Genomic DNA, 25,076 nt, shown 5'->3' on the forward strand with positions numbered 1-25,076 from the left:
TCGAGACCGACATGCGGATCGTCACGGAGGAAACGCAACTCGCGACGCTTCGTGAGCGCATGGATGCGACATCGACCGTCGAGGCTCCCGCGGGAGGGCGCGTCCTCGAGCTGCTCCGGACGCCGGGGCAGCTGCTGCGCGAGGGAGATCCGATTCTCACCATCGACGTTTCGGACGGAACGGGAGCGACTCCGGCGGGAGAACGGCTCAAGGTTCAGGCATTCGTCCATCCGGGACCGGGAAGAACCATCCGCGAGGGCATGGATGCCTACGTCGCCCCGTCGTTCGTGCGCCGCGACGAGTTCGGACTCCTCGTCGGCCGGATCGCGAAGGTCTCGCGTTTTCCCGCCTCGCCGGAAGGGATGCAGAGCGTCCTCGGAAACCCCGAAACCGTCCGGGCCCTCACGAGCGGCGGCGCTCCGTTCGCCGTCACGATCGAACTCCTGTCTCCCGACTCGGGCGCGGCGCCCGGAGGAGCCCGCGAATATCGCTGGACGTCGCGACACGGCCCGGGGATCGCGCTCAGAAGCGGTACCCTGTGCGACGTCAGCGTCGTCGTGCGCCGAAGGCGTCCGGTGGAGCTGGTCCTCCCCTTCCTCGGGCGCAACGGGAACGACGCAGGAGGCGCCCGTCCGTGACGTCGTTCTGGAACGCATTCCGGTCGCTCCTCCGGCGCGGCCGCAGGGTCCGGACTCCGACGCTCATCCAGATGGAGGCCACCGAATGCGGCGCCGCCTCGCTCGGAATCGTGCTCGGATACTACGGCCGGACGGTTCCGCTCGAGAAGCTCCGGGAAGAGTGCGGCGTCAGCCGCGACGGAAGCAGCGCCGTCAACATCCTCAAGGTCGCGCGAACTTACGGAATGCTCGCCTCCGGACACAAAAAGGAGCTCGAGACGCTGACCGAACTGCCCCTGCCGCTGATTCTCTTCTGGGAGTTCAATCACTTTCTCGTGCTCGAGGGTATCTCGAAAGACCGCTATTGCCTGAACGACCCCGCGACGGGCCCCAGATCCGTCGACCGTAGGACCATGGACGAATCGTTCACTGGGATCGCGCTCTCGATCACGCCCGGGCCGGACTTCGAACCCGGAGGCGAGCGCCGGAGCCCGTGGAGGCCGCTCCTGAGACGTCTCGCGGGCGCCCGCGAAGCCGTGATATTCGCGCTTCTGACCGGCGTCGGGCTCGTGATTCCGGGGCTTCTCGAACCCGCCTTCCGGCAGGTGTTCACCGACGACGTCATCTCGGGCGGACAAGCCGGCTGGATGTATCCGCTCTCGCTCTTCATGGCCGTTACGGCGATCGTCGCGTTCGCGCTCTCGCACCTCCAGACGACGGCGCTCCGGAACCAGGAGATCACGATGTCCGTCATCCATTCGGGATCGTTCCTGCTGCACCTTCTCAGACTTCCCTACACGTTCTTCCAGCAGCGGTACGCGGGCGAGCTCGGCAATCGCGTCGCCCTGAACGACCTCGTCGCGCAGCGCCTGACGCGGGAACTGTCGTCGACGTTCCTTCAGTGCATTACCGCCGTGTTCTTCGGGTGCATGCTCGCCGTCTACAGCCCCTTCATGGCCGTCGTCGCGCTCGCCGCATCCGCGTTTCTCGCCGGCGTCAGCTCCCTGATCCAGCGCCGCCGGGCGGACCTCAACGAACGTATGAGCATGGAGGCCGGGAAATTCGCCGGACTTGCGCTCGGGGGCATCCGCGTGATCGAGACGATCAAGTCTTTCGGCGGCGAGAACACCCAGTTCGTCCGCCTCGCGGGGCAGCTCACGAAACTCGAGAACGCGACCATGGAACTCGCGTCCTGCGACGCCGTGATCGTACCGCTGCTCCCGACCGTCACGTCGCTCGCGATGGCGTTCGTCCTCTACATCGGCGGGCTCGACGTCATGAACGGGGCGATGACGCTCGGAATGCTTCTCGCGGCGCAGACGCTCATGCTCCAGACCTTGACGCCCGTGACGAACCTCGCGCAGCTCTGGAACACCTGCCAGGACGCCCAGGCGTCCGTCGCGCGCCTCGAGGACGTCCTCAACTACCCGTGTTCGCCCGCGCGCCCGTCGCTCGAAATGGGGGCCATGAAGCGCGTCCCCTCCGTCCGACTCTCGGGACGGCTCGAGATCGAAAAGCTCACGTTCGGCTACTCGCCGCTTTCCCCCGCCCTCGTCGAGGACTTCTCGCTCACGCTCGTCCCGGGCGCGCGCGTCGCGCTCGTCGGATCATCGGCGTCGGGAAAGTCGACGATCGCGAAACTCATCGGCGGGCTCCTCGTCCCGTGGTCCGGTCGCATTCTGCTCGACGGGCGGCCGATCGGGGAGATCCCCGGCGAGCTGCTCCGCGCGTCGATGTCGTCCGTCGATCAGGACGTAATGCTCTGCGAGGGAACCGTTCTCGAAAACCTGACGCTCTGGGACCACACGATTCCGCGCGAACAGGTCATCCAGGCGGCGCGGGACGCGGATATCCACGAGGAGATCGCGTCCCGGAGCGGCGGCTACGACAGCATCGTCGAGGAGAACGGACGGAACTTCAGCGGCGGACAGAAACAGCGACTCGAAATCGCCCGCTCTCTCGTCCGCAACCCGTCGCTCCTCGTTCTCGACGAAGCCACGAGCGCCCTCGACCCCCCGATGGAGGAGCGCATCGATCGGGCGCTCCGGAAACGAGGCTGCACGTGCCTCATCATCGCGCACCGCCTCTCGACGATCCGCGACTGCGACGAAATCGTCGTCCTCGAACGCGGACGCGTGCTCGAACGCGGGACGCACGACGTTCTCATGGCCCGCGGCGGACGCTACGCGGAACTGATCGAAAACTGAAGGACCATAAGAAAAAGGAGCACGTATGCGGGACAGACAATCTCCACAAAACCGCGACGAAACCTGTATGACGCTCCCCCGTCCGATGCCGTCCGGCGTCGAGACGGACGTGACGGGGCATTCGCCGTTCTTCCTCGATGGAACGGAGAACATCTGGATCGTCCTCGAAGGCCAGATCGACGTCTTCTTCACTCCGCGCGACGGCGACGCACAGACGGGCCCGCGCGACTACCTCTTCACGGCCGTCGCCGGAGACGTCCTCTTCGGCATCGCCCCCTCCGCGGCGGCGGACCCGTTCGCGCAGGGAGCGGGAAGCTCGAACGGCCTCATCGCGGGCGGCATTCCCGGGACGAGGGTTCTCAGGTGTTCGCGCGCCGAGTACCTTGCGTCCGCGCGTTCCGGCAAAGACGCACTTTCCGCGGCCGCGGCGGAAATCGACCGCTTCCTCGAACTGTTCGGACGCGGCATCGTCAAGGATATCGTTCCGCTGCCGCGGATCAAGGTACGAATCCCTCCCGCCGGCGGCGGCACCGAGATCCCTCCCGACGCCCCGGCGGCTCCCGACGGGGATGCCGTCGTATGGGTCCGCCTCGCGGGCGAAACGGAGTCCCCGGTCAACGCACTCTATGTCGACACGGAGCCGCCGCCCGGAGACGTCTTCTTCCCCCTCCCCCACAACTGCTGGATCGTCGCCCAGGAGAAATGCGGCGCGAGCGTGCTGACGACGGCCGGGATGCTCTCGTCCGGCGACTTCGAGACATCTCTCGACGCATGGTATTCGATGGTCGGTTCGCTCCTCTCGATGAACGCGCGTCTCCGGGCCGCCGACGACCTCGGCGCGCTCCGCTCCGCGCAGAAAGCCGACGAGGAATCGTTCGCGGGGGCCTATTCCGACCTCTGCTCATCGCTCCCCGTCTCCTCCCGCGTCACGGAGCCCGGGGAGGCGAAGACGCAGTCCGGTCAGGCGGACCGGGTCGCGCACCTCAGGGCGGCGTTCAACAGAATTCTCGCGCTCCAGGGAATCCCGATTCCCTCCCATCGGGAGGACGTTCAGCCCGAAGATTTCCAGGACATCGCCGACGAGGCGGATCTGCGCATCCGGGAAGTCCGCCTCGTCGGAACGTGGTGGAAGGAGGACGGGGCTCCGCTCGTCGCGTGGCTCCGGGACTCCGCATCCGGGACCGAAGGGAGACGATCCCGTCCGGTTCCGGTCGCGCTGATTCCGCCGCGGCCCGGTTCGTGCGCTCCGTTCCCCGGAATCCGGGGCAAGGCCCGGAACGATTCGTACCGGATCTGGGACGCCGCGAACGGATTGCGTCCTCTCGACGACGCGACCGCCGCGCTTCTTGGCGACACGGCGTGGCAGATCTACGCCCCCCTGCCCGCGGAACCGATGTCGCTCCGGCAGCTCTTTTCGACACGGACGGGACACGACGGAACGACGACGGGGGCGTTCCTGTCGATGCTCTTCAGGGGCGAAGGGTTCTTCGTGACGTCGCTCGAGATTCTCATGGCGGCGCTGACGCTCCTTCCCCCGGCGATCATCGGCATCGTCGCGAACGACGTCATCCCGCGCGGCGACCGATCCCGCCTGCTCCAATTCCTGCTGCTCCTCTTTGCGGTGGCCGTATCCACGGGGCTGTTGCGGTTCGCGCGCGAACTTTCGCTCGCGCGCATGGAAACGCGTCTGTCGCACCGCATCATGACGGGAATCTGGGACCGCATCCTCCGGCTCCCCGTCAAATTCTTCTCGCGCTTCCAGGCGGGCGACCTCGTCAACCGGGGCATCGGCCTCTTCCTCGTGCGGCGATCGGCGACCGCCGCACTCAGACTCTTCAGGATCAACGTCCTTTTCGTCCTCTTTCCGTTCGCGCAGTGTCTCTGGCTCGACTGGAGGTCGGCACTCACGGGACTCGCGTGTCTCCTCGCGCTCCTCGCGCTCGCGTGGCGCACCGGGCGGCGGCAGATCGACGGAACGCGGCGCGTGACCGAAATGCAGAACAGGACGTCGGGGCTCACGTTCCAGATCCTCTCGGGGATCGCGAAACTCCGGACGACGGGAGCCGAGAACAGGGCTTTCGGACGCTGGGCGGCCCTCTTCAGCCGCCAGCGCAGCATCGCGACCGGGGTCCGGAAAGACCTCGATCGCCTCTCGCGCGCAATGACGGTATTTCCATTCGTCGCGACGCTCGCCGTCCTCGCGGGGATCTCCCTGCGCCACGAAACCGGCGCGCAATGGAATACCGGGACTCTTCTCGCGTTTTTCTCGGCATGGGGAACGCTCCAGGTCGCCTGCATGAGCTGTCTTTCGTCCGCCGCGCTCCTGGCGGGAACTCTTCCGGGGCTCGAAAATCTCCAGCCGATCCTCGACGCGTATCCCGAGTCGGGACAGGGCAAGACGGATCCGGGCAAGATCACGGGACGGATCGACATCGAAAACGTCACTTTCAGTTACCCGCTCGCGCAGGTGCGGAGAAGCGGACGGGAACGGCCGGTCGCCGAGACGTCCGGCCGGCCGATCCTCCGGGATTTCAGCCTTCACGTCAGGGCCGGAGAATTTCTCGCCGTCGTCGGTCCGTCAGGGTCGGGGAAGTCCACGCTGCTGCGTCTCCTGCTCGGATTCGAGACGCCGGACATGGGTTCGATCTTCTACGACAGCAAGGACCTGAACGACCTCGACATGAAGAAGCTCCGCAGCTCGCTCGGCGTCGTCCTCCAGGACGGGGGGCTGCTCTCGGGCGACATCGCGACGAATGTCCGGTGTTCCAGGGCCCTTTCGCTCGACCAGGTCCGCGAGGCGATCGACATCGCGGGACTGACGGAGGAAATCGAGGCGATGCCGATGGGCCTCCACACGATCGTCAGCGAGGGAGCCGGAACGCTCTCGGGCGGGCAGAAGCAGCGCCTGCTGATCGCGCGCGCGGTCGCAGGACATCCGCGGGTTCTCATGTTCGACGAAGCCACGTCGGCGCTCGACAACAGAACGCAGGCGAAGATTTCGCGAAGTCTCGAGCGGATCGACGCGACGCGAATCGTCGTGGCGCACAGGCTTTCGACGATCGTCCGCGCGGACAGGATCGTCGTGATGGACCGGGGAGGCATCGTCGAGGAGGGAACGTTCGGCGAACTCATGGCCCAGGGCGGGCTCTTCCGCTCGCTCGCGAAACGGCAGATGCTCGATTCGTCCGGACACGCAGTCGCGGGAGAGGCAGGCGGAAAGCCATGACGCCGCTCCCGATGACCGAAGAAACGAGGATCCCCGAAGAATTCCGTCCCCTCTTCTGGGATGCGGCGTGGGAGTCGCTCGACGTCCGCGGACACGCCGCGTTCATCATCGAGCGGCTTCTCAACGAAGGGGACGAAACGCACGTCCGCTGGATCTTCCGGACGTACGGAGCGAGGAGCGTAAAGGCCGTCGTGTGCGAAAGCCGCAGGCTGTCGCGCAAGACGGCCCGCTGCTGGCAGAGTTTTTTCGGACTTCGGGAGGAGGAGATGCGGTGTTTTGGGATGTCCTCGACGACGAACGGAAACGCGTACTGAGGCTTCTGGTCGCGACCCCGCCGATCGGGGGCGCCTATCTCGCGGGCGGGACTGGGCTCGCGCTGCTTTTCGGCCACCGGACGTCCGTCGATTTCGACTGGTTCACGCCGGACGACTTCTCCCCGGCAGCCCTCGCTTCGCGCCTCGGGGAGCTCGGTCCCCTGCGCGTCGCGGAGACGGCGCCCGGGACGTTCCACGGCTGGCTCGGCGAATGCCGCGTCACGTGGCTCCGCTACACGTATCCGATGCTCCGGCCGTTCGTGACGCCCGACGACCTTCCGGGCCTCTCGATCGCGTCGCCGCTCGACATCGCGCTCATGAAGTGGACGGCGCTCTCGGACCGCGGAGCGCTCAAGGATTTCATCGACCTGTACGAATGCGCCCGTCAGGGTCTCCCGCTCCGGCTTCTCCACGACCGGCTCGGGGAGAAGTTTCCGGGACTGAACCTCAACCGCTATCACATGATCAAATGCCTGACCTACTTCGACGACGCAAAAAGCGACCCGTGGCCGGAAATACGCCGCTCCGTCACCTGGGGGGATCTGGAGGCGTATTTCCGGACCGCGGGCGCCGAACTTCTCAGATCGGTATCGTCGTAAACCGCTACTCCCGGGGCTTCCGATAGTCGGGCTGCATCGACAGACACTTCTTCGGGCAGACCTCCGTGCATCCGCCGCAGAGGATGCAGCGGTAGGGGTCGAGCGTCCACGCCTGCTCGTCGCGCCGGACCTCGATGGCGCCGGCAGGACACCTGCGGGCGCACAGGCCGCAGAAGACGCAGTCCCCGATATTCATGTCCAGGCGGAAACGGCCCCCTTCGACCGTCGGCGAAGGCGCGGCTGGATAGTTGCGCGTCGCGGGCCCCGTGAACAGGTTCTTCAATACGTTTCGAACGAACGGAATCATGGCTATCGCTCCGTGCACGAGATGCAGGGGTCGATGGACAGGATGATCACAGGGACGTCCGACGTGCTGCACCCCGGAACCATCGCGAGAAGCGCCGGGACGTTGGCGAATGTGGGCGTCCGGATCCGCACCCGGTCAAGCATTGGAGAACCGTTGGCGCGAAGGTAATACATCACTTCGCCCCGCGGTTGCTCGACGCGCTCGATCGTCTCGCCGTCGGGATTCCCCCGGAAGGGCGTCGCGATCGGCGTCGCGGGCATTTTCGCAAGCGCCTGTTCCACGAGTCCGAACGACTGCAGGATCTCCTCGCAGCGCACGAGCATCCGCGCGTAACTGTCCCCCTCCGTATGCGTCACGACCTCGAAGTCGAGATCGCCGTACGCGGCGTAGCCGCGCGTCCGGTGGTCGAGCGCGATGCCGCAGGCCTTTGCGACCGGGCCGACCGCACCCGTGACGCGCGCGGCTTCCGCCGACAACACGCCGACGCCTATGGTCCGCGTCTTCACGGTGATGTCGTCCCGAACGGCGGGCAGAATTTCGAGGTAGTCCGCGCGCAGCGATTCGATGCGCGACCGGATGCCGCTGAACTCCGCGTCCGGGACGTCGCGCCGGACGCCGCCGATGCAGCACGTTCCCAGCATGATCCGGGCGCCGGCCGTCGCCTCCATGAGGCCGAGGATCCCCTCGCGGATGCGCCACACCTGCATGAACAGCGACTCGAAGCCGAAGGAGTCCGCGAAGAGGCCGAGCCACAGCAGGTGGCTGTGCAGCCGGTGAAGCTCCGCCCAGAAGACCCGGAGGTACTTCGCCCTCGCGGGCGGTTCGATGCCGAGCAGCGTCTCGATTCCCTGGCAATACGCCTGCGAATGGATGAAGCTGCAGATCCCGCAGACGCGTTCGATCAGGTAGACGTCCTGGATGAAATCCTTGCGCTCGGCGAGCTTTTCGAGCCCTCGGTGGATATATCCGATCGACGGAAGGGTCTCGATGACCCTGCCGTCCTCGATCGTGAGCCTGAGCTGCAGCGGCTCCGGCAATACCGGATGCTGCGGGCCGAACGGAATGACCGTATGCTTCGTCATGCCTGCTCCCCCTTTTCGGCGCCTCGGGCCGCCTGCGGCGCGCGAGGCGCGTCTTCCGCGAGGAGCAGCAGCTTTCTGAAGTCCGGATGGAGTCCGTTGAACGTGATTCCGAACAGATCCGCGATCTCGTTCTCGACGAGCATCGCGGCCGGGTAGACGCCCGTCAGGCTCGGGACGGAGGCGCCGGCCGGGACGGACAGGCGGAACGTGAGCAGGTTGTAGTCGAGGTCGAAGTGATAGAGCAACTCGAACCCCTCCGGCAGCGTCACGCAGGTCGCCGTGACGAGCCGGTAGCCTTCGGTATGCAGCAGGGACACCTCCCGCACGAGATCATCGGTTCCGACGACTCTCTCAGACGGCAGCGTCATGGGTGTCCTCTCCTCTCTCCCTGCGGAAGACGATCGGCTCCTTGCCGGGCGCGTGCGAGGCGAGCCCGAGGTGCCGCTCGTCGAGCTTCTTCACGGCCAGAAGAAAGCCGTCGATGATCGCCTCGGGGCGCGGCGGACACCCGGGGACGAAGACGTCGACCGGAAGGACCTTGTCGATGCCGCCGAAGACGTTGTAGCTTCCCGCGAAGACGCCGCCCGACGAGGAGCACACGCCGAGCGCGAGGACGACGCGCGGTTCGCGCATCTGGGCGTAGATCTGCCGCAGGACGGGCGCATTCTTGTAGTTGACGCTCCCGGTCACGACGAGGATATCCGCCTGCTTCGGGTTTCCCGCGTGAAGGATGCCGAAGCGTTCGACGTCGTACATCGGCGTCAGGCACGCGAGGAGCTCGATGTCGCACCCGTTGCAGCTGTTGCAGTTATAGTGGACGAACCAGGGGGACCGCGACAGGATTCGTGTCATGTGAGTCCGCCTCCTTCTCAGAAATAGAGCCACAGGACGTTCGTGATCGCGAGGAGCACCGGGAACGTCCACATGAACGAGACGACGCGCAGCGGGACGAGGCGCGCGGTCGACGTGTCGACGACGCACTGCGCGACGAAGTACGCGGCCGCGAGCAGGAGCCCCGGAACGAGGCTCGTCGACCAGAAGAACGCGATGATCGCATAGAGCATGAAGACCTCGTAGTAGTGCGCGATTTCGAGCACCGCGAGCAGCGGCCCGGAGTATTCGATCGTGATGCCCTTGACGAGTTCCTGGTGCGCGTGATGCGACGTCGCGATGTCGAACGGCGACTTCTCCATCTTGATGAGAAGGCAGAAGAAGAAGGCGACGCACACGAGCGGCAGGTGGAAGAGCATCGGCGCGCGCAACATCGGGACGCTCGACGCCATGAAGCTCCCCGTGATCCGGTGGAGGCCGATCACGAGCAGAACGAGTACGGGTTCGTACGCGAGGATCTGCATGATGCGCCGCTGAGCGCCGATCCGGCTGTAGGGGGATGCGACGCTCTGCGCGCCGAGAACGAGCGCGATGGAGCCGAACGCGTGGATGAACACCGCCATGAGGAGGTCCTGGCCGGTCGCGAGAAGCGTGAGCGTCATCACGATCATTCCGAGGTACATGTACGCGTAGAGCACCTGCAGGCGCGACTGGCAGGTCGCCTCCTTCGAACAGAGCTTGAGGAGGTCGAAGAAGGGCTGGAGAACGGGTGGTCCCATGCGTCCCTGGAGACGCGCCGTGAGCTTGCGGTCGAGTCCGGTGAGGAGACCGCCGATCAGCGGGGCCGCGAGAAGCAGGAGCAGGATCATCGGAAAGGGCGTCGCGTTCGTCGACATCGGCATCCCCTCCTATATCAGCCGGGCGAGGCCCAGCATCGAAAAGAGAAGGACCGTCCCGGCCATGTCGGTCCAGACAGTGATGCGGCGCTCCGAAAAGACGCTCCGGAGGTAGAGCGACGTCACGAACGATGCGGATACGCTCCCGGCGGGGCCTCGGAACGAGCAGGGGCCGTCCTCGGGCGCGTTCGCCCCGCAGAGGTACGGCGTCTCGGGACGCGCGCCGCGCAGGGCGTTCACCGTGATCACCCACGCGACGAAAACCGCGCCGGTCAGCGACAGGATGATCCACTGCGGAAAGTCTCCCATCTGCTGGAGCAGCGACCACGAGAAGCGCGTCCCGGCGGTCGCCTCGAAGACACGCGCCGCCACCGGATCGAGAATCCGTTCGTGGAACGGCACCGAGAAGATGCCTCCGACGAGAACCGCGAGCGCGAGAAGGAGCATCGACGCGAACATCCACGACGAGATACGCTCCGCGCCTCCCGCGTTGTTCGCCCTCCCGATCTCGATCCGACCGATCCACTTGACCCAGAAGACGACAGAAAGGGCGCTCCCGAGAACGAGGAAGACGAGAACGAGGGGACTCCGCGCGGCGGATTCGATCGCCATCCACTTCGACAGGAGCATCCCGAACGGCGGGAGAACCATCGAGGCCATGCTGATGATGGAGAAGGTCGTCGTCACCGGCATCACGGTCAGAAGCTCGCTCATGTCCTCGATGTCGCGGCTGCCGATCGCCTGCTCGACCGTTCCGGTGCACAGGAAGAGCAGCGCCTTCGAGATCGAGTGGAACACGAGGATCGTGAGCGCGGCGGCGTAGGCGAGCGGTTCGTTGAGGGCGGCGCACGCGAACATCAGACCGAGGTTCGACACGGTCGAATAGGCGAGGACCTTCTTGGCGTCGCTCTGGCTGATCGCGCAGGCGGCCGCCGCGACGAAATTGATCGCGCCGTAGAGCGCACATATCGTGAGGAATGCCCCATGCTCCGTAAACGCCGGAAGAAGCCGGAGCGCGAGATACGGTCCGGCCTTGACCATCGTCGCGGAGTGCAGCAGCGCCGAAACCGGCGTCGGCGCGACCATCGCCCCGAGAAGCCAGCGGTGGAACGGAAACTGCGCGGCCTTCGCGAACGCGGCGACGCAGAGCAGCGGAACGGGCGAAAAGAGTCCGCGCGCCGCGAGCTGCGACAGCGACGCCACTCCGCCATGCTCCGCGAGCAGCGCGCCGAGCGCGAGCGCGCATCCGCCGAAGACGTTGATCATCAGCGCGAGTGTCGCATTGCGGACGCTCTTCTCCGTCCCCTCGTAGCGGATCAGGAAGTACGAACAGAGCGTCGTCGCCTCCCAGAAGACGCCGAGCCACGCGAAGGAGTCGGACAGAAAGAGGCCGTTCATGCATCCGAGGAAAAAGAGCAGCAGGAAGAGAAAAAACCTTCCTCCGGCGGCGGTCTCCGCCTGATGCCGTTCGTGGGTCTCCATGTAGCCGATCGCGTAGAGGACGATGAGTGCGCCGAGAACGGAGACGATCCCCGTCAGGATCTTCGCCAGAGGATCGAGGACGAAGTCGGCCGGAGCCCCGGAGGGACCGGTGAAGATCGTGACCGCGAGGATGATCGCGTGAATCGTCGCCCCCGCGTACAGCAGCGAACTCCGCTCCCTGCGCGCAAGCAGGACGACGACCGTCACGAGCAGGGTCTCGAGAATGAGCGCGAGAGGCACGGACGCGCCTCCGAGCGACAGCGACGCGGACGGCCCGAAGACGGAGGCGACCCCCGCCAGGATCGTCACGCACGCGCCCGATACGATCCACAGCTTCCTGCCGCGCGCGGTATGCGCCGCGAGAGACATGCAGGCGGCCGCAACGGGCAGAAGGATCAGAAGCGCCGGGATCATGGGAACACCTTCTTTCGTAAAATGTGGTTCTTTCGGTAAAGCGGGATTATACATCCAGCACGGGGGCGGAACAACGTGCGAAATGCACGCCCACGAGTTTTTAGGAGAATTCATATGATAAAAATACGTGAACGCGATGTTTATCCTTCGGTTCGAAACATCGTTCCGCATTATCACGAACAATGGATGCTCTGGCCACTTCGTGGCGTTTCGGATCGCAGCCGCAAACGAGCCGGACTTTTCCTGTATCATATCTTCCGAGACAACGACGCATCCGGAGGAAGAGACATGAGACTCGTTCTGTACAATATCCGTTATGCCACCGGGGCCGGCCCCCTGCACCACATGCCCGTTCCGTTCGCGGGAAGCCTTCTCCCGAGCGAGCGGCGCTTCCGGCGCATCGGAACCTTCCTCGGGACGCTGCGCCCGGATATCGTCATCCTCGTCGAAGCCGACCGCGGGTCGTACCGGTGCGGCGGCCAGAGCCAGGCCGAATCGCTCGCCGTCGCGCTCGACGGCGACTGGCAGGCCGTCTTCGCCCCGAAGTATTCGCCCCGCTCGATGCTCATGCGGACGCCCGTCCTCCGCTGTCAGGGCAACGCACTCGTGAGCCGCCTGCCCGTCCGCTCCGTTCGCACGCACGACCTCAGGCGCGGCATGAAGCGCCAGGCGCTCGAAGTCGCGCTCGACGGAGTTACGCTTCTCATCGTCCACCTTCCGCTCGGGAGAGAGGCGCGCGGCGTCCAGTTCCGTGAACTCGCCGACGTGGTCGCTGAAATCCGGGGACCTCTCGTCCTGGCCGGGGACCTGAACACACGGAACGACAAGACCGACCTCAGGGAATTCCTGAGCGCCACCGGGCTTCGGAGCGCCAACCGGCTCGACCTGCCGACCTACCCCGCCGACTGGCCGCGACGTCAGCTCGACTACGTGCTCCACTCGCCGGATCTGCATTCGCTCGCGTTCCACCGACCGTACGTCCCCTACTCGGATCACCTGCCCCTGACGTGGGACTTCGCGCTGCCGGTGGATACCGCACGACAGGGAGGGAACGGAACGACATGAGCGACATGGGTATCATCCAGTTTTTCCAGGGACATGCGTTCGGCATTCTGACCTTCACGATCCACGAGGCCGCGTCGTGGATCATCCGCATCGCGGCGCTCTGCGTGGTCCCGCTGCGTCACGAGCCCTCGACCGCGACCGTCTGGCTCCTCGTGATCTTCTTCTGGCCCATCCCCGGCGCGATCATCTACCTTCTGATGGGATCCCGGATGCTCCCGTCGAAGAAGCTCGAACGGCGCAGGACGATGCTCGCCCACCTCAAGGGGATCCGCGACCGCATCGCAAGGGAAGGCCCCGGGATCGTCCACCCGAAGGTCTCCGACGCGCTCGATCCGATCGTCCGGCTGGCGGAAGGGCTCGGACACATGACGATCGTCGGCGGCAACGAATGCGTCCCGTTCACGGACGCGCACGTCATGCTCGACATGCTCGCGGCGGACATCGAGGAGGCCGTTTCGGAGGTCAACCTGCTCTACTACATCTTCGTGAAGGATGAGAAGACCTGGGGGGTCGTCGACGCGCTCAAGCGCGCCGCATCCCGCGGGGTGATCTGCCGCCTGCTCGTCGACAGCGTGGGGTCGTCCGCGTTCCTCAAGCGGCACGCGCAGGAGTTCCGGGACGCGGGAATCCGCCTCGAAGAGGCGCTGCCCGTCCAGCTCTTCCGGCGGAAGGCCGCCCGGTTCGACCTGCGCAACCACCGGAAGCTCGCCGTCATCGACCGCTCGATCGCCTACACGGGCTCGCACAACATCACGGACCCGCGGTACGGCCACAGGAACCTCGTCTGGCACGACATCTCGCTGCGCCTCAGGGGGCCGGTCGTGCGGCAGCTCGAAAGCGTCTTCCTCGAGGACTGGTACTCCGAGACGGGGGAGATGATGGACGCGGAACACCTCTTCAACGAGCCGCTCCAGCCCGGGGGGAGCGTCATGCAGACCGTTCCGTCGGGGCCGTCCTACGCGACCGAGAACTACCAGCGGCTCATCGTCGCGTCGATCATCGGCGCGAGGGAACAAGTCACGATCACGACGCCGTACCTCATCCCCGACGCGGGGCTTCTGCAGGCGATCGAAGTCGCGTGCCTCAGAGGCGTCCGCGTCCGGCTGATCGTCCCGGAAAAATCGGACCAGTTCGTCGTCGGGCACGCGGCGCGCGCCTACTTCGGCGATCTGCTACGGATCGGCGTCGAGCTCTATCTCTACCAGGACGGCCTGCTTCACGCGAAGACGATGAGCGTCGACGGCGAACTCACCTTCCTCGGGTCGAGCAACTTCGATATCCGGTCGTTCGCGCTCAACTTCGAGATCAACCTGATTCTCTACGGGCGCGACGAGAACGAGCTCCTTCTCGACGCGCAGGAAGAGTACCGCTCGCGCTCCCGCCGCCTCGTCCTCGAGGAGTGGCAGGCGCGGCCGCGCTGGATGCCGCCCGTCGAGAGCGTCACGAAGCTCTTCAGTCCCCTTCTGTAGCCCGAACCCGCGCCCCGGAGGTCACGGACTCCTCCGGGGCGACGATCACCTCGTCTCCGTCGGACAGATCCCCCGATGCGGTCCGGAGGATCTCGACCTGTTCGTCGTCGCTCACTCCCGGGACGACCGCGAGCGCTTCCGCCCGTCCGTTCCGGACGACGAAGAGCCGCCACGTCGCGCCGTTCCCGCGGACCAGGGCGGAACGCGGCGCGAGAAGGACATTCTCCTTCTCGGCCGTGACGATCCGGACGCGGACACGGTACTCGAGACCGAGCGTTCGTCCGAGGTCGCGGGAGAGACGGTCGAGTTCCCCGTCCGCGAAGTCGACGATCACGTTCACGCGCTGCTGCTCGACACCGAGCGACGAGAGCTTCGTGAACCCCATCGGCTCGACGCGCGCCACGCGTCCCTCGAGTTCCCCCCCGACCGTCTCCCCATAGACCGCGACCTTCTGCCCGGGCCGGACGCGCACGGCCTCTTCGGTCAGGACGTCGGCCGTCACGCGGAGTTCCCGCATGTCCCCGAGGTCCATGATCGGTTCGCCGGCCTGCATCATTCTGACGTTCCAGACATGCCGCCGCAGTACGACACCGTCGATGGAACTCTCGACGACGGTCCGCCCGAGGATGCGTTTGAGGAAGATGGGAAGCAGGCGGCTCGTGGACGAGAGCGCGAGCGACGACTGAAGCTGCGCCGTGTTCCCCTCGAGGTCCATCTCCGCCTCGAGATAGTCGGCCCGCGTCTCGCGGATGGCCTGGCCGCTCAGGCCGTCCTTGCCGTAGACCTTCTCGCGCGCCTCGGTCAGCCACTTGAGATAGTCGCGACGCGACGCGCTCGCCTTCACCTGAGCCCGCGCCGCCGTCACGTTTTCCGCCATGGCCCGGACGATCGAGAGCGATTCCGCGTAGGCGTCGCGGAGGTCTTCGTCCTCGAGACGCGCGATCACCTGTCCCTTGGCGACGGACGTCCCTTCGGCGAGTTCCACGGGCAGAATGCGCCCCTGCTGCGGCATCGTGACGTGGACGACGTGAGGCAGCGTCGTCCGTGCCCGATCCTCGACAACTTCCCGGATCGTCCCCGTCCTAAGGCGCGCCGTCCTGACGGGAAGCGCCTCCGTCATCCTCCGGCATACGATCCACGCCGCAAGTGCGAGGAGAAAGATCAGTGCGGCTGTGCGCAACGCTCGACGCCGCAGTTCCATACCGGTCACTTCCTTTCGGAATCTATTCCCGGACGTTCAGGGATTCCCGCCAGTCGAGGCGCGCGAGGATACGGCGCGTCACGGCGTGGCACGCGAAGACGAAAGAAAGCGCCGTCAGCAGCGTGTAGAGGACGCTCTCGGGACGAAGTTCGGCGGAAAACGAGAACGCATCCGTCTGAACGGTCGCCATGAAGAAATGGAGCCCGAAGACCCCGAGCGGCACCCCGAAGAGCGCCCCGACGAGATTGACGAGAAGCGTCTCACGCAGAAAGAGGGCGCCGACCTCCGCATCCGAATACCCCATGACGAGGAGCGTCGCCGCCTCCCGGCGCCGCTCCTCGAGCGATACGAGCGTACCGTTGAGGGTCACTCCGAAAAAGATCACGCCCGCGAAGAGAACCATCACGATCACGCTCCCCGCGAGGGCTCCGTCCATCTGTCGCCGCAGGGCCCGCTTCTCGCGCGCGATGTCCGTGACCGTCCCGATCCCCGGACGTTCGACGACGGAAGAGAGGAACTCGCGCCTGAGGGTGTCGTCCGCCCCGGACTGGAAGAGAACCTCCACTCCGTTCAGGACATCCCGTTCGTTAAGGATCCGGTTCAGCCAGTCGCGCGAGGCGTAAACGGCCATGCCCACGGAACTCCGGATCGTACCCGCGACCCGGACGTCGACGGGGCGACGCCCCCCCCGCGACGGCGTCACCGTGACGCGGTCGCCGGTCCGCAGACCAAGCGCCCCGGCCATCCGGTCGGCCATAAGGAGTCCGGCGGGCGGAACCGCCACGACGCGCCCGTCCGCGTCGCGCGGAACGAGAAGTTCCGGGCCTCCGCCGATGCCCGTAATCGTGCCGCGCTTCGTCTCGCTCCGGGACGCGAACGTACACACGACCGAAAGAACCGGCTCGGCGCGGACGACGCCCGGAAGATCCCGGACCTCGCCGAGCGCCCCGTCATCCGCTTCGGAGTCGAACGTCAGGCGATAGTCGCTCCGGAGGACCTTCCGGTACTGGAAGTCGACGATCGCCCCGATCGAATCGAGAAAACCGAAGGCGAGCAGCAGGATGGACGCGCCGAAGGCGGCCGAGATCACGGCGATCAGCGCTCTGGCCCTGTGACGGTCGAGATTCCGGAGAACCATTCTCCAGCGGAACCCGAGTCGTCGCCCGATGAAGGGAAGTCGTTCCGCAAACGTCTGCGAGGCCGACGGAGGCGACTGCGGACGCATGGCTTCGGCCGGATGGAGACGGAGCACGCGCCGGAGCCCCTGGAGGCTTCCGAGTATCGCGAAGACCGCCGACAGGGCGCACGCTCCCGCGACGACCGCGGGCGCGACCCGCGACGAGAGATCAGGGAACGTGAAATAGAAGCGATAGAGACGCGTCATCCCGGCCGTCATCCAGACCCCGGCGAGCGATCCGAGCGCCCCTCCGGCAAGACCGGTCACAGCGCCGAAGAGCAGAAAGTGCCGCACCAGCCTTCCGTCGCCGTACCCGATGGCCTTGAGCGTTCCGACGACCGTTCGCTGTTTCTCGGCGAGGCGCGTCATCAGGATATTCAGAACCATCGCCGCGATGCCGAAAAAGACGGCTGGAAGCAGAACCGACGTCGTCCCGAGCTGTTGCAGCTCCCCGTCGATCATCTGCGCGGAAAACTGGTCCTTCCTCGCGTACGCGTTCAGGACGCCGAACGGCGCGAGTTCCCGCGAGAGCCGCTCGAGAACGCCCCTGACATCCCGCTCTCCCTCGGGCGTCAGGAGGCCGACGATTCCATTGCAGGCCCCTTCGAAACCGAACATGTCTTCCGCGAAGTCATGCTTCACGTAGAGCACGCCGTAGGTTGCGGGATCCTCCGCAATGCTCCCCGGAGACACGAGGTAGATAAACTCGGGGCTGTCCGCCGTTCCCGTCACGACGAGCGTCCTCCGCTGCCCTCCCGCGACCGCCGTGAGCGTGTCTCCGGGACCGAGCGAACGGGCGCGGGCGAACTTGTCCGAGAGGATCGTCTGATTGCGCGCTCCCGCCGAAAATGCGGATCCCTTTTTCATGACGATCCCGGCGATGGCGTTCGCCGGATCGGAAGGCAGCGACAGGATCATGGCGTTGACCGGCATCGTCGTCCCCTCGACGTCAAGAACGGCCGACCAGCCGATCCTCGCGCGGATGTCCGCCACGCCTTCGATCCGGGCCGCCGCGCGGCGGACATCCTCGACGGGACACTTCCTGAGATCCACCCAGAAGTCCGCCATTCTCGCACTTGCGTAGTAGTCGTCGCGCGCGTGTTCGAGGTTCGCGAGCGACGAGACGAACGCCACGAGGCACGCGGCTCCGGCGGCCGCGATGACCGCCACGGCGGAGAGGGTTCCCCCGCTTCGCGCGAGATCGCGCAGGAGTTTTCGGGTCAATACGCTCACCATTCGAGTTCCTCCGCCCGCTTCGGATTCTTCGAATCCCTGACCGACCGGACGATTCCGTCCTCGAGGGAGAGAACCCGGTGCGCGAGTGCGGCTATGGGGCGGGAATGCGTGATGAGGACGATCGTCACGCCCTGCCGCTCGTTGAGAGTCTGAAGCAGCGCCAGGATTCGGACTCCGGTCTCGCGATCGAGCGCCCCGGTAGGTTCGTCGCACAGAAGAAGTTCCGGGCGCTTCGCGATCGCGCGGGCGATGGAGACGCGCTGCTGCTGGCCCCCAGAAAGCTGTCCGGGGAAGTGGTCTCCGAAGCCGTCGAGACCGACGAGGGAGAGCGCCTCGTCCGGAGTCGCCGCGTCGGCGACGAGTTCGGCCGCCGTCATGACGTTCTCGCGCGCCGTGAGCGTCGCGATGAGATTGTAGAGCTGAAAGACGAACCCGACGCGGTTTCGCCGGAAGAACGTGAGCTCCCGGTCGGAGAGTTTCACAAGATCCGTTCCGCCGACGATGACGCGTCCATCGCTCGGACGGTCGATCCCTCCGATGAGATTGAGAAGCGTCGTCTTCCCCGATCCCGACTCTCCGACGATCGCCGTGACGCACCCGCGCGGAATCGACGCGGTCACGCCGCGAAGCACGCGAACATCCACCTCCCCCATCGGAAAGGTTCGCGTGACATTTTCAAGACGCACGAACGCGTCGTCGTCATCGGACGACCGCTCCGGATCGATCGGCATCGGTGCCTCACCGTCCAGAAACAAAGTACAATACTGAAATATGCATCATTGTATCAGACGCGCACCGCGTTCCATTCACATCGCACGGCATTATGATTCAGGCTTGCATAGATACCATGCCAGGGTATAATAGGGAGCATACGTATCGGCGAAGGGGGAGACACGACGTGAAGCAGTTCGACATCGCAGTCATCGGCATGGGACCGGCAGGAATGGCCGTTTCGGCAATGGGAGCCGCGATGGGGCTTTCGGTGCTCGCGATCGAAAAAGACAAGGTCGGGGGCGAATGCCTCAATTGCGGGTGCATTCCGAGCAAGGCGCTTCTGAAAGCGGCCGGGGCGCTTCACGGAGCGAGAGAGCTCGCAGCCTACGGCATCGACGCGACCCTCGCCCTGAACGCCTCGGACCCGATGCGGGTCGTCCGTGAGAAGATCCGCGGGATCAACGACAAGAAGCTCATGAAGGTCTTCGAGAAGGTCACGCTCGTGAAGGGAACCGCCGAATTCGTCGACGCGCAGAAAATACGGGCGGGCGACGAGACATATACGGCGAAGAAGATCTTCGTCGCGACGGGGACGGAGCCCTTCGTCCCGCCGATTCCGGGGCTGCGGGAGATTCCGGATATCCTCACGAACGCGAACATGTTCGAGATCGAACGGATGCCCGAGTCCCTCACGATCATCGGCGGCGGCGCGATCGGTTCGGAGATGGCGCAGGCCTTCTCCCGCCTCGGGACGAAGGTCGCCGTCGCGCACATGGATCCGCACCTCGTCCCGGTCGGCGACGAAGAGGCCGCCCGCGTTCTGGAGAGCGTTTTCCGCAGGGAAGGGATCGACGTCTACAACGGTGCGAGGATCACGGATGTCTCCCTCCGCGACGGCAGGATCGTCACGGCTATGGAAAACGGCTCGCTCGAGTCGGAACGCATCCTCGTCGCGACGGGGCGAAAACCCGTCCTCGAATCGCTCGCGCTCGACCGCGCCGGAATCGCCTACACGAGGAAGGGCATCACCGTCGACAGCCACATGCGGACGAACGTCCCGAACGTCTACGCCGTCGGCGACTGCAACGGCCACAGCCTCCTCTCCCACGCGGCGATGCACCAGGGGATGCTCGCGCTCATGCACGCGCTCTCCCCGTTCTCGCTCCCCTTCCTGCGCCGCGAGCGGTATGTCGTCCCGTGGTCGGTGTTCACGGAGCCGGAGATCGCGCAGGTCGGCCTCACCGAGAAGGAAGCCCGCGCGAAGGGCATGAAGGTCCAGACCATGCGGAAGGACTACCGGTCCTACGGCCGGACGGTCGCCGACGGACATCCGGAGGGATTCATCAAGGTCCTCACCGACCGGCGCGGACGGATCCACGGCGCGACCATCGTCGGCGAGGCCGCGAGTGAGCTCGTCCACGAGTGGACGTTCGCCATGCAGTACGGCAAGGGGATGCGCCACGTCCTCATGATGCAGCACTCGTTCCCGTCAGTCTCGATGATCAACAAGATGCTCGCGGAGGACTGGATGATGACGAAGATGGAGTCATCCCTTCTCAGGAAGCTCGCGAGAATGTTCCTGTAGGGGACGTGGCTCCGGAAAATGAAGAACGGCCGTCCCCCTGCGGCAGGGGGACGGCCGTTCGCGTCGTCCTGTGCCGGGGGTCCGTCAGCTCCCGGCGAAGAAATAGGCCTTGATGCCGCTCATGATCATCTCGAGCGCGATGAACGATACGATCACGGCCGTGATCTTCTCGAGCCCTCGCGTGAATTCGTAGCCGAGAAGACGGTTGATGATCGACGACGCGAGCAGGAGCGCCGCCCCCGCGAAAACCGCGAGAATCAGCGCCGCGACGAGATAGAGCTTCTCCCAGCCGGGGAGGTCGAGCCACGCGATCATCGCGAAGGTCATGCTCCCGGGGCCCGCGAGCATGGGAATCGCGAGCGGCGAGACCACGATCCCCGCGGACCCTCCTTCCGGGTTCTTCCCCTGCTCGTAGGGGCTCGCGAGGATCATCCCGAACGCGATGTAGAGCAGGAGCAGTCCTCCTCCGACCCTCACGGCCTCGATCGAGAGCGAGAAATATTCCAGAAGCGCGTGCCCGATCACCGCGAACCCGAACACGATCGCTCCGGCGACCGCGGACGCCTCGACCGCCGTACGGCGCCGCACCCCGGACGACATCGTCCGCGTGAGCGAGATGAACACGGGCATCGTGCCGATGAAGTCCATCAGCACGAAGAGCGGGACAAAAAGCGACAGGATCGTGCTCATTCAGAGTCGTGGGCTATTCGCCGAAACGCTTCTTGAAATCCTCCCGAACGGGGCTGAACACATCCGTGACGCACGCGCGCGTGATGGTCGTCACGCCGTGGATCACATCCGGGGGAACGACGACCATGTTTCCCGCCTCGAGAACGCGTTTCTCCTCCCCGAGCGTCAGCTCGACGCTCCCTTTCGTCACCATCAGGATCTGCTCGTGCGGGTGCGAATGCATCGGCAGCACCACATTCGCGTCGAACTCCCACGACCCCACCGTCATCTTCGCGCTGTGAAGAAAGCACCCTTTCGCGCCGGGCTGAGTCTCATGCCACACGGTCGTGTGCAGATCGAAAACATTCATTCCATGTCCCTCCTTCGTTCAGGATATCCGTCCGTAACGACGGAAAACAGACTAGGCGATGCCTCGCCCCGTGTCAAGGGTGGGGACCGGGCGAACGCTTGAGGTACAATATATACGCGATAGATGAAAGGGAGTGATTCGATTCCATGCTCAGGGAACTCTGTAACGCCAACCTCGACGAGGCGGTCGAACGCGCCGGGCGGGGTGAGCGCACCATCGTCCGTCAAAAAGGGAAGCCGTCTTTTGCCGTCGTTCCTGCGGCGGATGCCGAATACATGCAGCGAATCGAAGACGAGCTGAATCTCCGGCTTCTCCGCGACGCCCACGCGAACAAGGGGGAAAAGATCAGCTGGAGGCAGCTCCGCGCCGAGCTCGACGCGAAATATGCCATACGAAATTAGCCTGTTCCCGACCGCGCTCTCAACGCTACGCTCCCTGGACGCCGGAGACTACCGGCAACTCCGGCGCGCTCTTGACGCGCTGTCCGAAGATCCTCTCCCCCGCGACCACGCTCGACTCCCGCAGTCGAATGCCTACAGCCTCCGCGTCGGCGAGTACCGGATTTTCTACGAGATACACGAGCAGACTCTTCTCGTTCCCGTCATCCGAATCGGGCACAGGAACTACTTCCTGTAGAGGACAATCGTCCGGCTAACGGCGTACCCTGTATACGATTGTCCCGGACGGTCCGTGCGCGTACACGCGTTCCATGATCCCGTCCAGAAGCGGTTCGTTGACGGCGAACTCCCGCTTCGTCTCGGCGTCGGCAAGCACGTAGCGGATTCGTTTTTCCCGAAGCAGCGCCTCGACGCGATCCGCGTCCGTCCCCTCGAAGATCTCCTTCGCGATGCGGTCGCGCCCGGCAGTGTCGTATCCGGCCGACCACGAGTAGTACTGCCACCCGTTGAAGAGCTTCCGGCCCGCCGCGAGAATGGGGTGCGTAAAAAAGTTCTTCGTCAGGACGATGTCGTTCGGCGGGATGTTCTTCTCGACCCACAATTTGACGGGGTGACGCTCCGCAATGACGACGGCGCTTCGAGGGGCGTTGATATTGACGAGCGTGATCAGATCGACGCCTCCGGTGCAGGTCAGGAGGAACAGCAGGATTCCGGCCAGGATTCCGGTCACCCGCCGCCGGAACATCTCCGCGAGCAGTAATGCCACCGGGATATTCGCGAGAATGACCGCGATCATGATGTACTTGTGATTGACGACGATATCCGGCGTCAGCGATACGCTGTTGGCGAAGAGAAACGGCGCTCCGGCCGCGAGAACGAAATACAGGATGCCGCGGAGCGGGAGCGCGAGCGACGCGAGGACCATCAGCGGCAGGATCCCGAAGAGTTCGACGTAGTAGAGGACGAGCCCCCAGAGTGTCTTGACGGGCGTGAGGAAGCCGAGGTAGAGCGTCGGTGAGACGCCGCCCGAACCCCCGATGAAGAACGCGGCCTGTGCCTGCGCAAGAGCGAGCCCGACGACCGCGACGATCAGGTATTCGAGCCGGTGCGCCGAGACGAGAGCGAGGACGAACAGCACGAGCATGGCGGCGATGAATACCGCTCCGTTCCAGAAGGCCGACAGGCCGAGAAGCGCGCCGAGCGTCACTGCTCGCGTCAGGGATTCCGGCGCCCATGCGCCGCGGGAGGCAAGAAGCTCGCGCATCCGGGGGCCGAAACCTTTGTCGCGGAGTCGGTCCATCATCTCGGCGAAGAGCGGCAGCATCAGGATCAGAGCGAACAGCAGCAGCGCTATCGAAAACGGAAGATGACGCTGGTTCACGAAGACGTTCTGGTTCCAGAGCCCCCAATCCTCGTGGGGCGTCGCGCCGATATGCCGGTTCACCGCCACGATCCGGTGCAGCAAATCCGTGAACGAGGCCGCGCCACGAGCGAATGTGAAAAAAGCGAACGAACTCCGGAAGAACGCGAGGACGCACGCGATCGCGGCCGCGAGGCGGCTGCCGCAGAACGCGATGGTCAGGCCGAAAAGCAGCATGACCATCGAGACGAACGACAAAACGCTCGGGATGTTGAAGGCGAGATGCAGCGGAAGGCCGAGGAATTCGAGGTTCCCCGCGAGGAACTGGAACATGAAGTGATACCGGACGGTCCCGTCGGCGAAGTAGACGTACTCCGTCGGGAAGTTGCACCCGAGCGAGAACGACCGGATCATCGACACGTGCGTGACGAGATCGCTGAACGCCGACACCCCGAGTGCGATGTCTCCGCCTCTCCGGAAGAGCGTGATGGCATCCAGAAAGCCGATCGCGAGCGCGCTTGCGACGACGACGCCGATCCCGATGCTGGAATTCCGAAGCCCGCGGGCGATTTCAGCGGGGGCGAATGTCCGGCATCGGCGCATCCGCCACGCGAGAGCGATCCCGGCGAAAAACGGCATCGTCACGGCATTCGCGAAGAGCAGCGGGGTCGCCGTTCCCCTGAGGGCGTACGCGACGAGATATGTCGTCCAGGCGACGAGGAGCGTTCCGACGATGTACGACGCGGGCAGAACGATCATCCAGCGCCTGAGCGGCGACGGCGCGTCGTCCGTACGGCGCACGAGCAGACGGAAGACTTCCGTCTCCGGCCGCAGGAGCTGCGGCAGCAGCTCGCGGACGACGACATATCCGAAGGCGGCGCAGATCAGGATGTAGGCGATTCCGAACATGAGCCCTCCGGAGAACGGAAAGGCGTCGTCTCGCGTACGAGATAGCGCGGCCGGCGCTTGACCTCGTCGAAGATCCGCGCGATATAGATTCCGATGATCCCGAGACTGATCATGATCGAGCTTCCGATGAGCAGAAGCAGCAGGATCACGGTCGTAAAACCGTCGACGGCGACTCCCGCCAGCTTGTTGTAGAGCGTCTGGATCCCGAGAGGCACGGCGAAGGCCAGCAGCAGGAGGCCGAGGATCGTCACGAAGTGCAGCGGAGCGGACGTGAACGACGAAATCGCGTCCGTGGCGAGCCTGAACAACCGGAACGCGGACCATTTGCTCGTTCCGGTCGTCCGCTCCGCCACGACGAACGGGATAGCGGCGCGCCTGAAGCCGAGCCACGCCGTCATGCCGCGGAAAAAAGTCCGGCTCTCCCCCATCGTCTTCCATGCCCGGACGACCTTCATATCGAGCAGTTTGAAGTCCGACACGTCGTCGAAATCAAGGCCCGAGAGCCCGCCGATCGTGCCGTAGAACGCGTGCGCCAGCCAGTGGTACACCCGGCTTTCGCTCCCTCGCGACGCCTTGACGCCTTCGACGACATCGTACCCCTCGCGCCAGAATTCCACCATCCGGGGGATGTATTCCGGAGGATGCTGCAGATCGGCATCCATCACGAGACACGCATCCGCTCCCGACGCGCAGGCGGCGTCGAGCCCCGCGCAGAGGGCGGCCTCCTTGCCGAAATTCCGGCTCAGGCGGATGCCCCGGACGTCGCCCGCGCCGGAAGAAAGTTTCCCGATCGTCTCCCACGTCCCGTCGCAGGAACCGTCGTCCACGAGCACGAAGGTCGCGGAGAGCCCGCCGCACGCACACAACGCCGAATTGATCGCCGCGACGGTCGCGGCGATCTGTCCGGCTTCGTTATATACGGGAATCACCACGGTCAGGCGGGTCATT

23 protein-coding genes are annotated in these 25,076 nt (G+C 65.1%); 10 read left to right on the top strand and 13 right to left on the bottom strand.

Annotated elements, in window-relative coordinates; all coding sequences use genetic code 11:
* Positions 1-11 precede the first annotated feature (11 nt).
* From ACZ5IU_RS05175 to ACZ5IU_RS05195, 5 genes are all read left to right on the top strand, one after another.
* On the top strand, positions 12-638 hold the full coding sequence (locus ACZ5IU_RS05175) for a hypothetical protein (RefSeq protein ID WP_464421124.1): 627 nt from the start codon (positions 12-14) through the stop codon (positions 636-638).
* The gene (locus ACZ5IU_RS05180; protein ID WP_464421125.1) at positions 635-2,824 is read left to right on the top strand and encodes an NHLP family bacteriocin export ABC transporter peptidase/permease/ATPase subunit; all 2,190 of its coding nucleotides are present in this window, start codon (positions 635-637) and stop codon (positions 2,822-2,824) included. The genes ACZ5IU_RS05175 and ACZ5IU_RS05180 overlap by 4 nt, the downstream gene beginning before the upstream one ends.
* 67 nt (positions 2,825-2,891) lie before the next feature.
* Complete coding sequence (locus ACZ5IU_RS05185) at positions 2,892-6,050, top strand: ATP-binding cassette domain-containing protein (RefSeq protein WP_464421126.1); 3,159 nt, start codon at positions 2,892-2,894, stop codon at positions 6,048-6,050.
* On the top strand, positions 6,047-6,364 hold the full coding sequence (locus ACZ5IU_RS05190; RefSeq protein ID WP_464421127.1) for a DUF6922 domain-containing protein: 318 nt from the start codon (positions 6,047-6,049) through the stop codon (positions 6,362-6,364). Before ACZ5IU_RS05185 ends, ACZ5IU_RS05190 begins: the two co-directional genes overlap by 4 nt.
* Complete coding sequence (locus ACZ5IU_RS05195; protein ID WP_464421128.1) at positions 6,322-6,963, top strand: nucleotidyl transferase AbiEii/AbiGii toxin family protein; 642 nt, start codon at positions 6,322-6,324, stop codon at positions 6,961-6,963. The genes ACZ5IU_RS05190 and ACZ5IU_RS05195 overlap by 43 nt, the downstream gene beginning before the upstream one ends.
* Positions 6,964-6,967: 4 nt before the next feature.
* Here the strand turns inward: ACZ5IU_RS05195 and ACZ5IU_RS05200 are convergent, their stop codons facing one another.
* The 6 genes from ACZ5IU_RS05200 to ACZ5IU_RS05225 are packed head-to-tail and all read right to left on the bottom strand — an operon-like array spanning position 6,968 to position 11,975.
* Positions 6,968-7,270, bottom strand: a complete 303-nt coding sequence (locus ACZ5IU_RS05200) for a 4Fe-4S dicluster domain-containing protein (protein ID WP_464421129.1) — start codon at positions 7,268-7,270, stop codon at positions 6,968-6,970.
* 2 nt (positions 7,271-7,272) lie between these two features.
* Positions 7,273-8,352 carry a hydrogenase large subunit gene (locus tag ACZ5IU_RS05205; protein WP_464421130.1) on the bottom strand — a complete coding sequence of 360 codons (1,080 nt, stop codon included), beginning with the start codon at positions 8,350-8,352 and terminating at the stop codon, positions 7,273-7,275.
* Positions 8,349-8,720, bottom strand: a complete 372-nt coding sequence (locus tag ACZ5IU_RS05210; protein WP_464421131.1) for an NADH-quinone oxidoreductase subunit C — start codon at positions 8,718-8,720, stop codon at positions 8,349-8,351. Before ACZ5IU_RS05210 ends, ACZ5IU_RS05205 begins: the two co-directional genes overlap by 4 nt.
* On the bottom strand, positions 8,704-9,204 hold the full coding sequence (locus ACZ5IU_RS05215) for an NADH-quinone oxidoreductase subunit B family protein (protein ID WP_464421132.1): 501 nt from the start codon (positions 9,202-9,204) through the stop codon (positions 8,704-8,706). The genes ACZ5IU_RS05210 and ACZ5IU_RS05215 overlap by 17 nt, the downstream gene beginning before the upstream one ends.
* 17 nt (positions 9,205-9,221) lie before the next feature.
* On the bottom strand, positions 9,222-10,079 hold the full coding sequence (locus ACZ5IU_RS05220) for a respiratory chain complex I subunit 1 family protein (RefSeq protein WP_464421133.1): 858 nt from the start codon (positions 10,077-10,079) through the stop codon (positions 9,222-9,224).
* Between the two features lie 12 nt (positions 10,080-10,091).
* The gene (locus ACZ5IU_RS05225; RefSeq protein WP_464421134.1) at positions 10,092-11,975 is read right to left on the bottom strand and encodes an NADH-quinone oxidoreductase subunit 5 family protein; all 1,884 of its coding nucleotides are present in this window, start codon (positions 11,973-11,975) and stop codon (positions 10,092-10,094) included.
* Positions 11,976-12,263: 288 nt separating this feature from the next.
* On the opposite strand from ACZ5IU_RS05225, the gene ACZ5IU_RS05230 reads away from it, so the two are divergent.
* Positions 12,264-13,040, top strand: coding sequence for an endonuclease/exonuclease/phosphatase family protein (locus tag ACZ5IU_RS05230; RefSeq protein WP_464421135.1), 777 nt, complete (start codon positions 12,264-12,266; stop codon positions 13,038-13,040).
* Complete coding sequence (gene cls, locus ACZ5IU_RS05235; RefSeq protein ID WP_464421136.1) at positions 13,037-14,509, top strand: cardiolipin synthase; 1,473 nt, start codon at positions 13,037-13,039, stop codon at positions 14,507-14,509. Before ACZ5IU_RS05230 ends, cls begins: the two co-directional genes overlap by 4 nt.
* Here the strand turns inward: cls and ACZ5IU_RS05240 are convergent.
* Genes ACZ5IU_RS05240 through ACZ5IU_RS05250 form a run of 3 tightly spaced genes read right to left on the bottom strand, consistent with a single transcriptional unit; the run spans position 14,493 to position 18,854 of the window.
* A complete protein-coding gene (locus ACZ5IU_RS05240) occupies positions 14,493-15,710 on the bottom strand; it encodes an efflux RND transporter periplasmic adaptor subunit (RefSeq protein ID WP_464421137.1) in 1,218 nt (405 codons plus the stop codon). The genes cls and ACZ5IU_RS05240 overlap by 17 nt on opposite strands.
* 22 nt (positions 15,711-15,732) lie before the next feature.
* On the bottom strand, positions 15,733-18,123 hold the full coding sequence (locus ACZ5IU_RS05245) for an ABC transporter permease (RefSeq protein WP_464421138.1): 2,391 nt from the start codon (positions 18,121-18,123) through the stop codon (positions 15,733-15,735).
* The gene (locus ACZ5IU_RS05250) at positions 18,117-18,854 is read right to left on the bottom strand and encodes an ABC transporter ATP-binding protein (RefSeq protein ID WP_464421139.1); all 738 of its coding nucleotides are present in this window, start codon (positions 18,852-18,854) and stop codon (positions 18,117-18,119) included. Before ACZ5IU_RS05250 ends, ACZ5IU_RS05245 begins: the two co-directional genes overlap by 7 nt.
* A 167-nt stretch (positions 18,855-19,021) precedes the next feature.
* Here ACZ5IU_RS05250 and ACZ5IU_RS05255 point away from each other — a divergent pair, with 167 nt between their 5' ends.
* Positions 19,022-20,422: a dihydrolipoyl dehydrogenase family protein gene (locus ACZ5IU_RS05255; RefSeq protein ID WP_464421140.1), complete on the top strand. Its 1,401-nt coding sequence runs from the start codon at positions 19,022-19,024 to the stop codon at positions 20,420-20,422.
* An 84-nt stretch (positions 20,423-20,506) separates the two neighbouring features.
* Here the strand turns inward: ACZ5IU_RS05255 and ACZ5IU_RS05260 are convergent, their stop codons facing one another.
* Together ACZ5IU_RS05260 and ACZ5IU_RS05265 are read right to left on the bottom strand one after the other, a co-directional pair.
* Complete coding sequence (locus ACZ5IU_RS05260) at positions 20,507-21,112, bottom strand: MarC family protein (RefSeq protein WP_464421141.1); 606 nt, start codon at positions 21,110-21,112, stop codon at positions 20,507-20,509.
* Positions 21,113-21,125: 13 nt separating this feature from the next.
* Positions 21,126-21,461: a cupin domain-containing protein gene (locus tag ACZ5IU_RS05265; RefSeq protein ID WP_464421142.1), complete on the bottom strand. Its 336-nt coding sequence runs from the start codon at positions 21,459-21,461 to the stop codon at positions 21,126-21,128.
* 146 nt (positions 21,462-21,607) lie between these two features.
* Here ACZ5IU_RS05265 and ACZ5IU_RS05270 point away from each other — a divergent pair, with 146 nt between their 5' ends.
* Together ACZ5IU_RS05270 and ACZ5IU_RS05275 are read left to right on the top strand one after the other, a co-directional pair.
* The gene (locus ACZ5IU_RS05270; RefSeq protein ID WP_464421143.1) at positions 21,608-21,862 is read left to right on the top strand and encodes a type II toxin-antitoxin system Phd/YefM family antitoxin; all 255 of its coding nucleotides are present in this window, start codon (positions 21,608-21,610) and stop codon (positions 21,860-21,862) included.
* Positions 21,846-22,097, top strand: coding sequence for a type II toxin-antitoxin system RelE family toxin (locus ACZ5IU_RS05275; protein WP_464421144.1), 252 nt, complete (start codon positions 21,846-21,848; stop codon positions 22,095-22,097). The genes ACZ5IU_RS05270 and ACZ5IU_RS05275 overlap by 17 nt, the downstream gene beginning before the upstream one ends.
* 15 nt (positions 22,098-22,112) lie before the next feature.
* Here the strand turns inward: ACZ5IU_RS05275 and ACZ5IU_RS05280 are convergent, their stop codons facing one another.
* Positions 22,113-24,128, bottom strand: a complete 2,016-nt coding sequence (locus ACZ5IU_RS05280) for a hypothetical protein (RefSeq protein ID WP_464421145.1) — start codon at positions 24,126-24,128, stop codon at positions 22,113-22,115.
* On the bottom strand, positions 24,104-25,075 hold the full coding sequence (locus ACZ5IU_RS05285; protein WP_464421146.1) for a glycosyltransferase family 2 protein: 972 nt from the start codon (positions 25,073-25,075) through the stop codon (positions 24,104-24,106). The genes ACZ5IU_RS05280 and ACZ5IU_RS05285 overlap by 25 nt, the downstream gene beginning before the upstream one ends.
* Position 25,076 lies beyond the last annotated feature (1 nt).

Source organism: Lactivibrio alcoholicus (assembly GCF_055390895.1).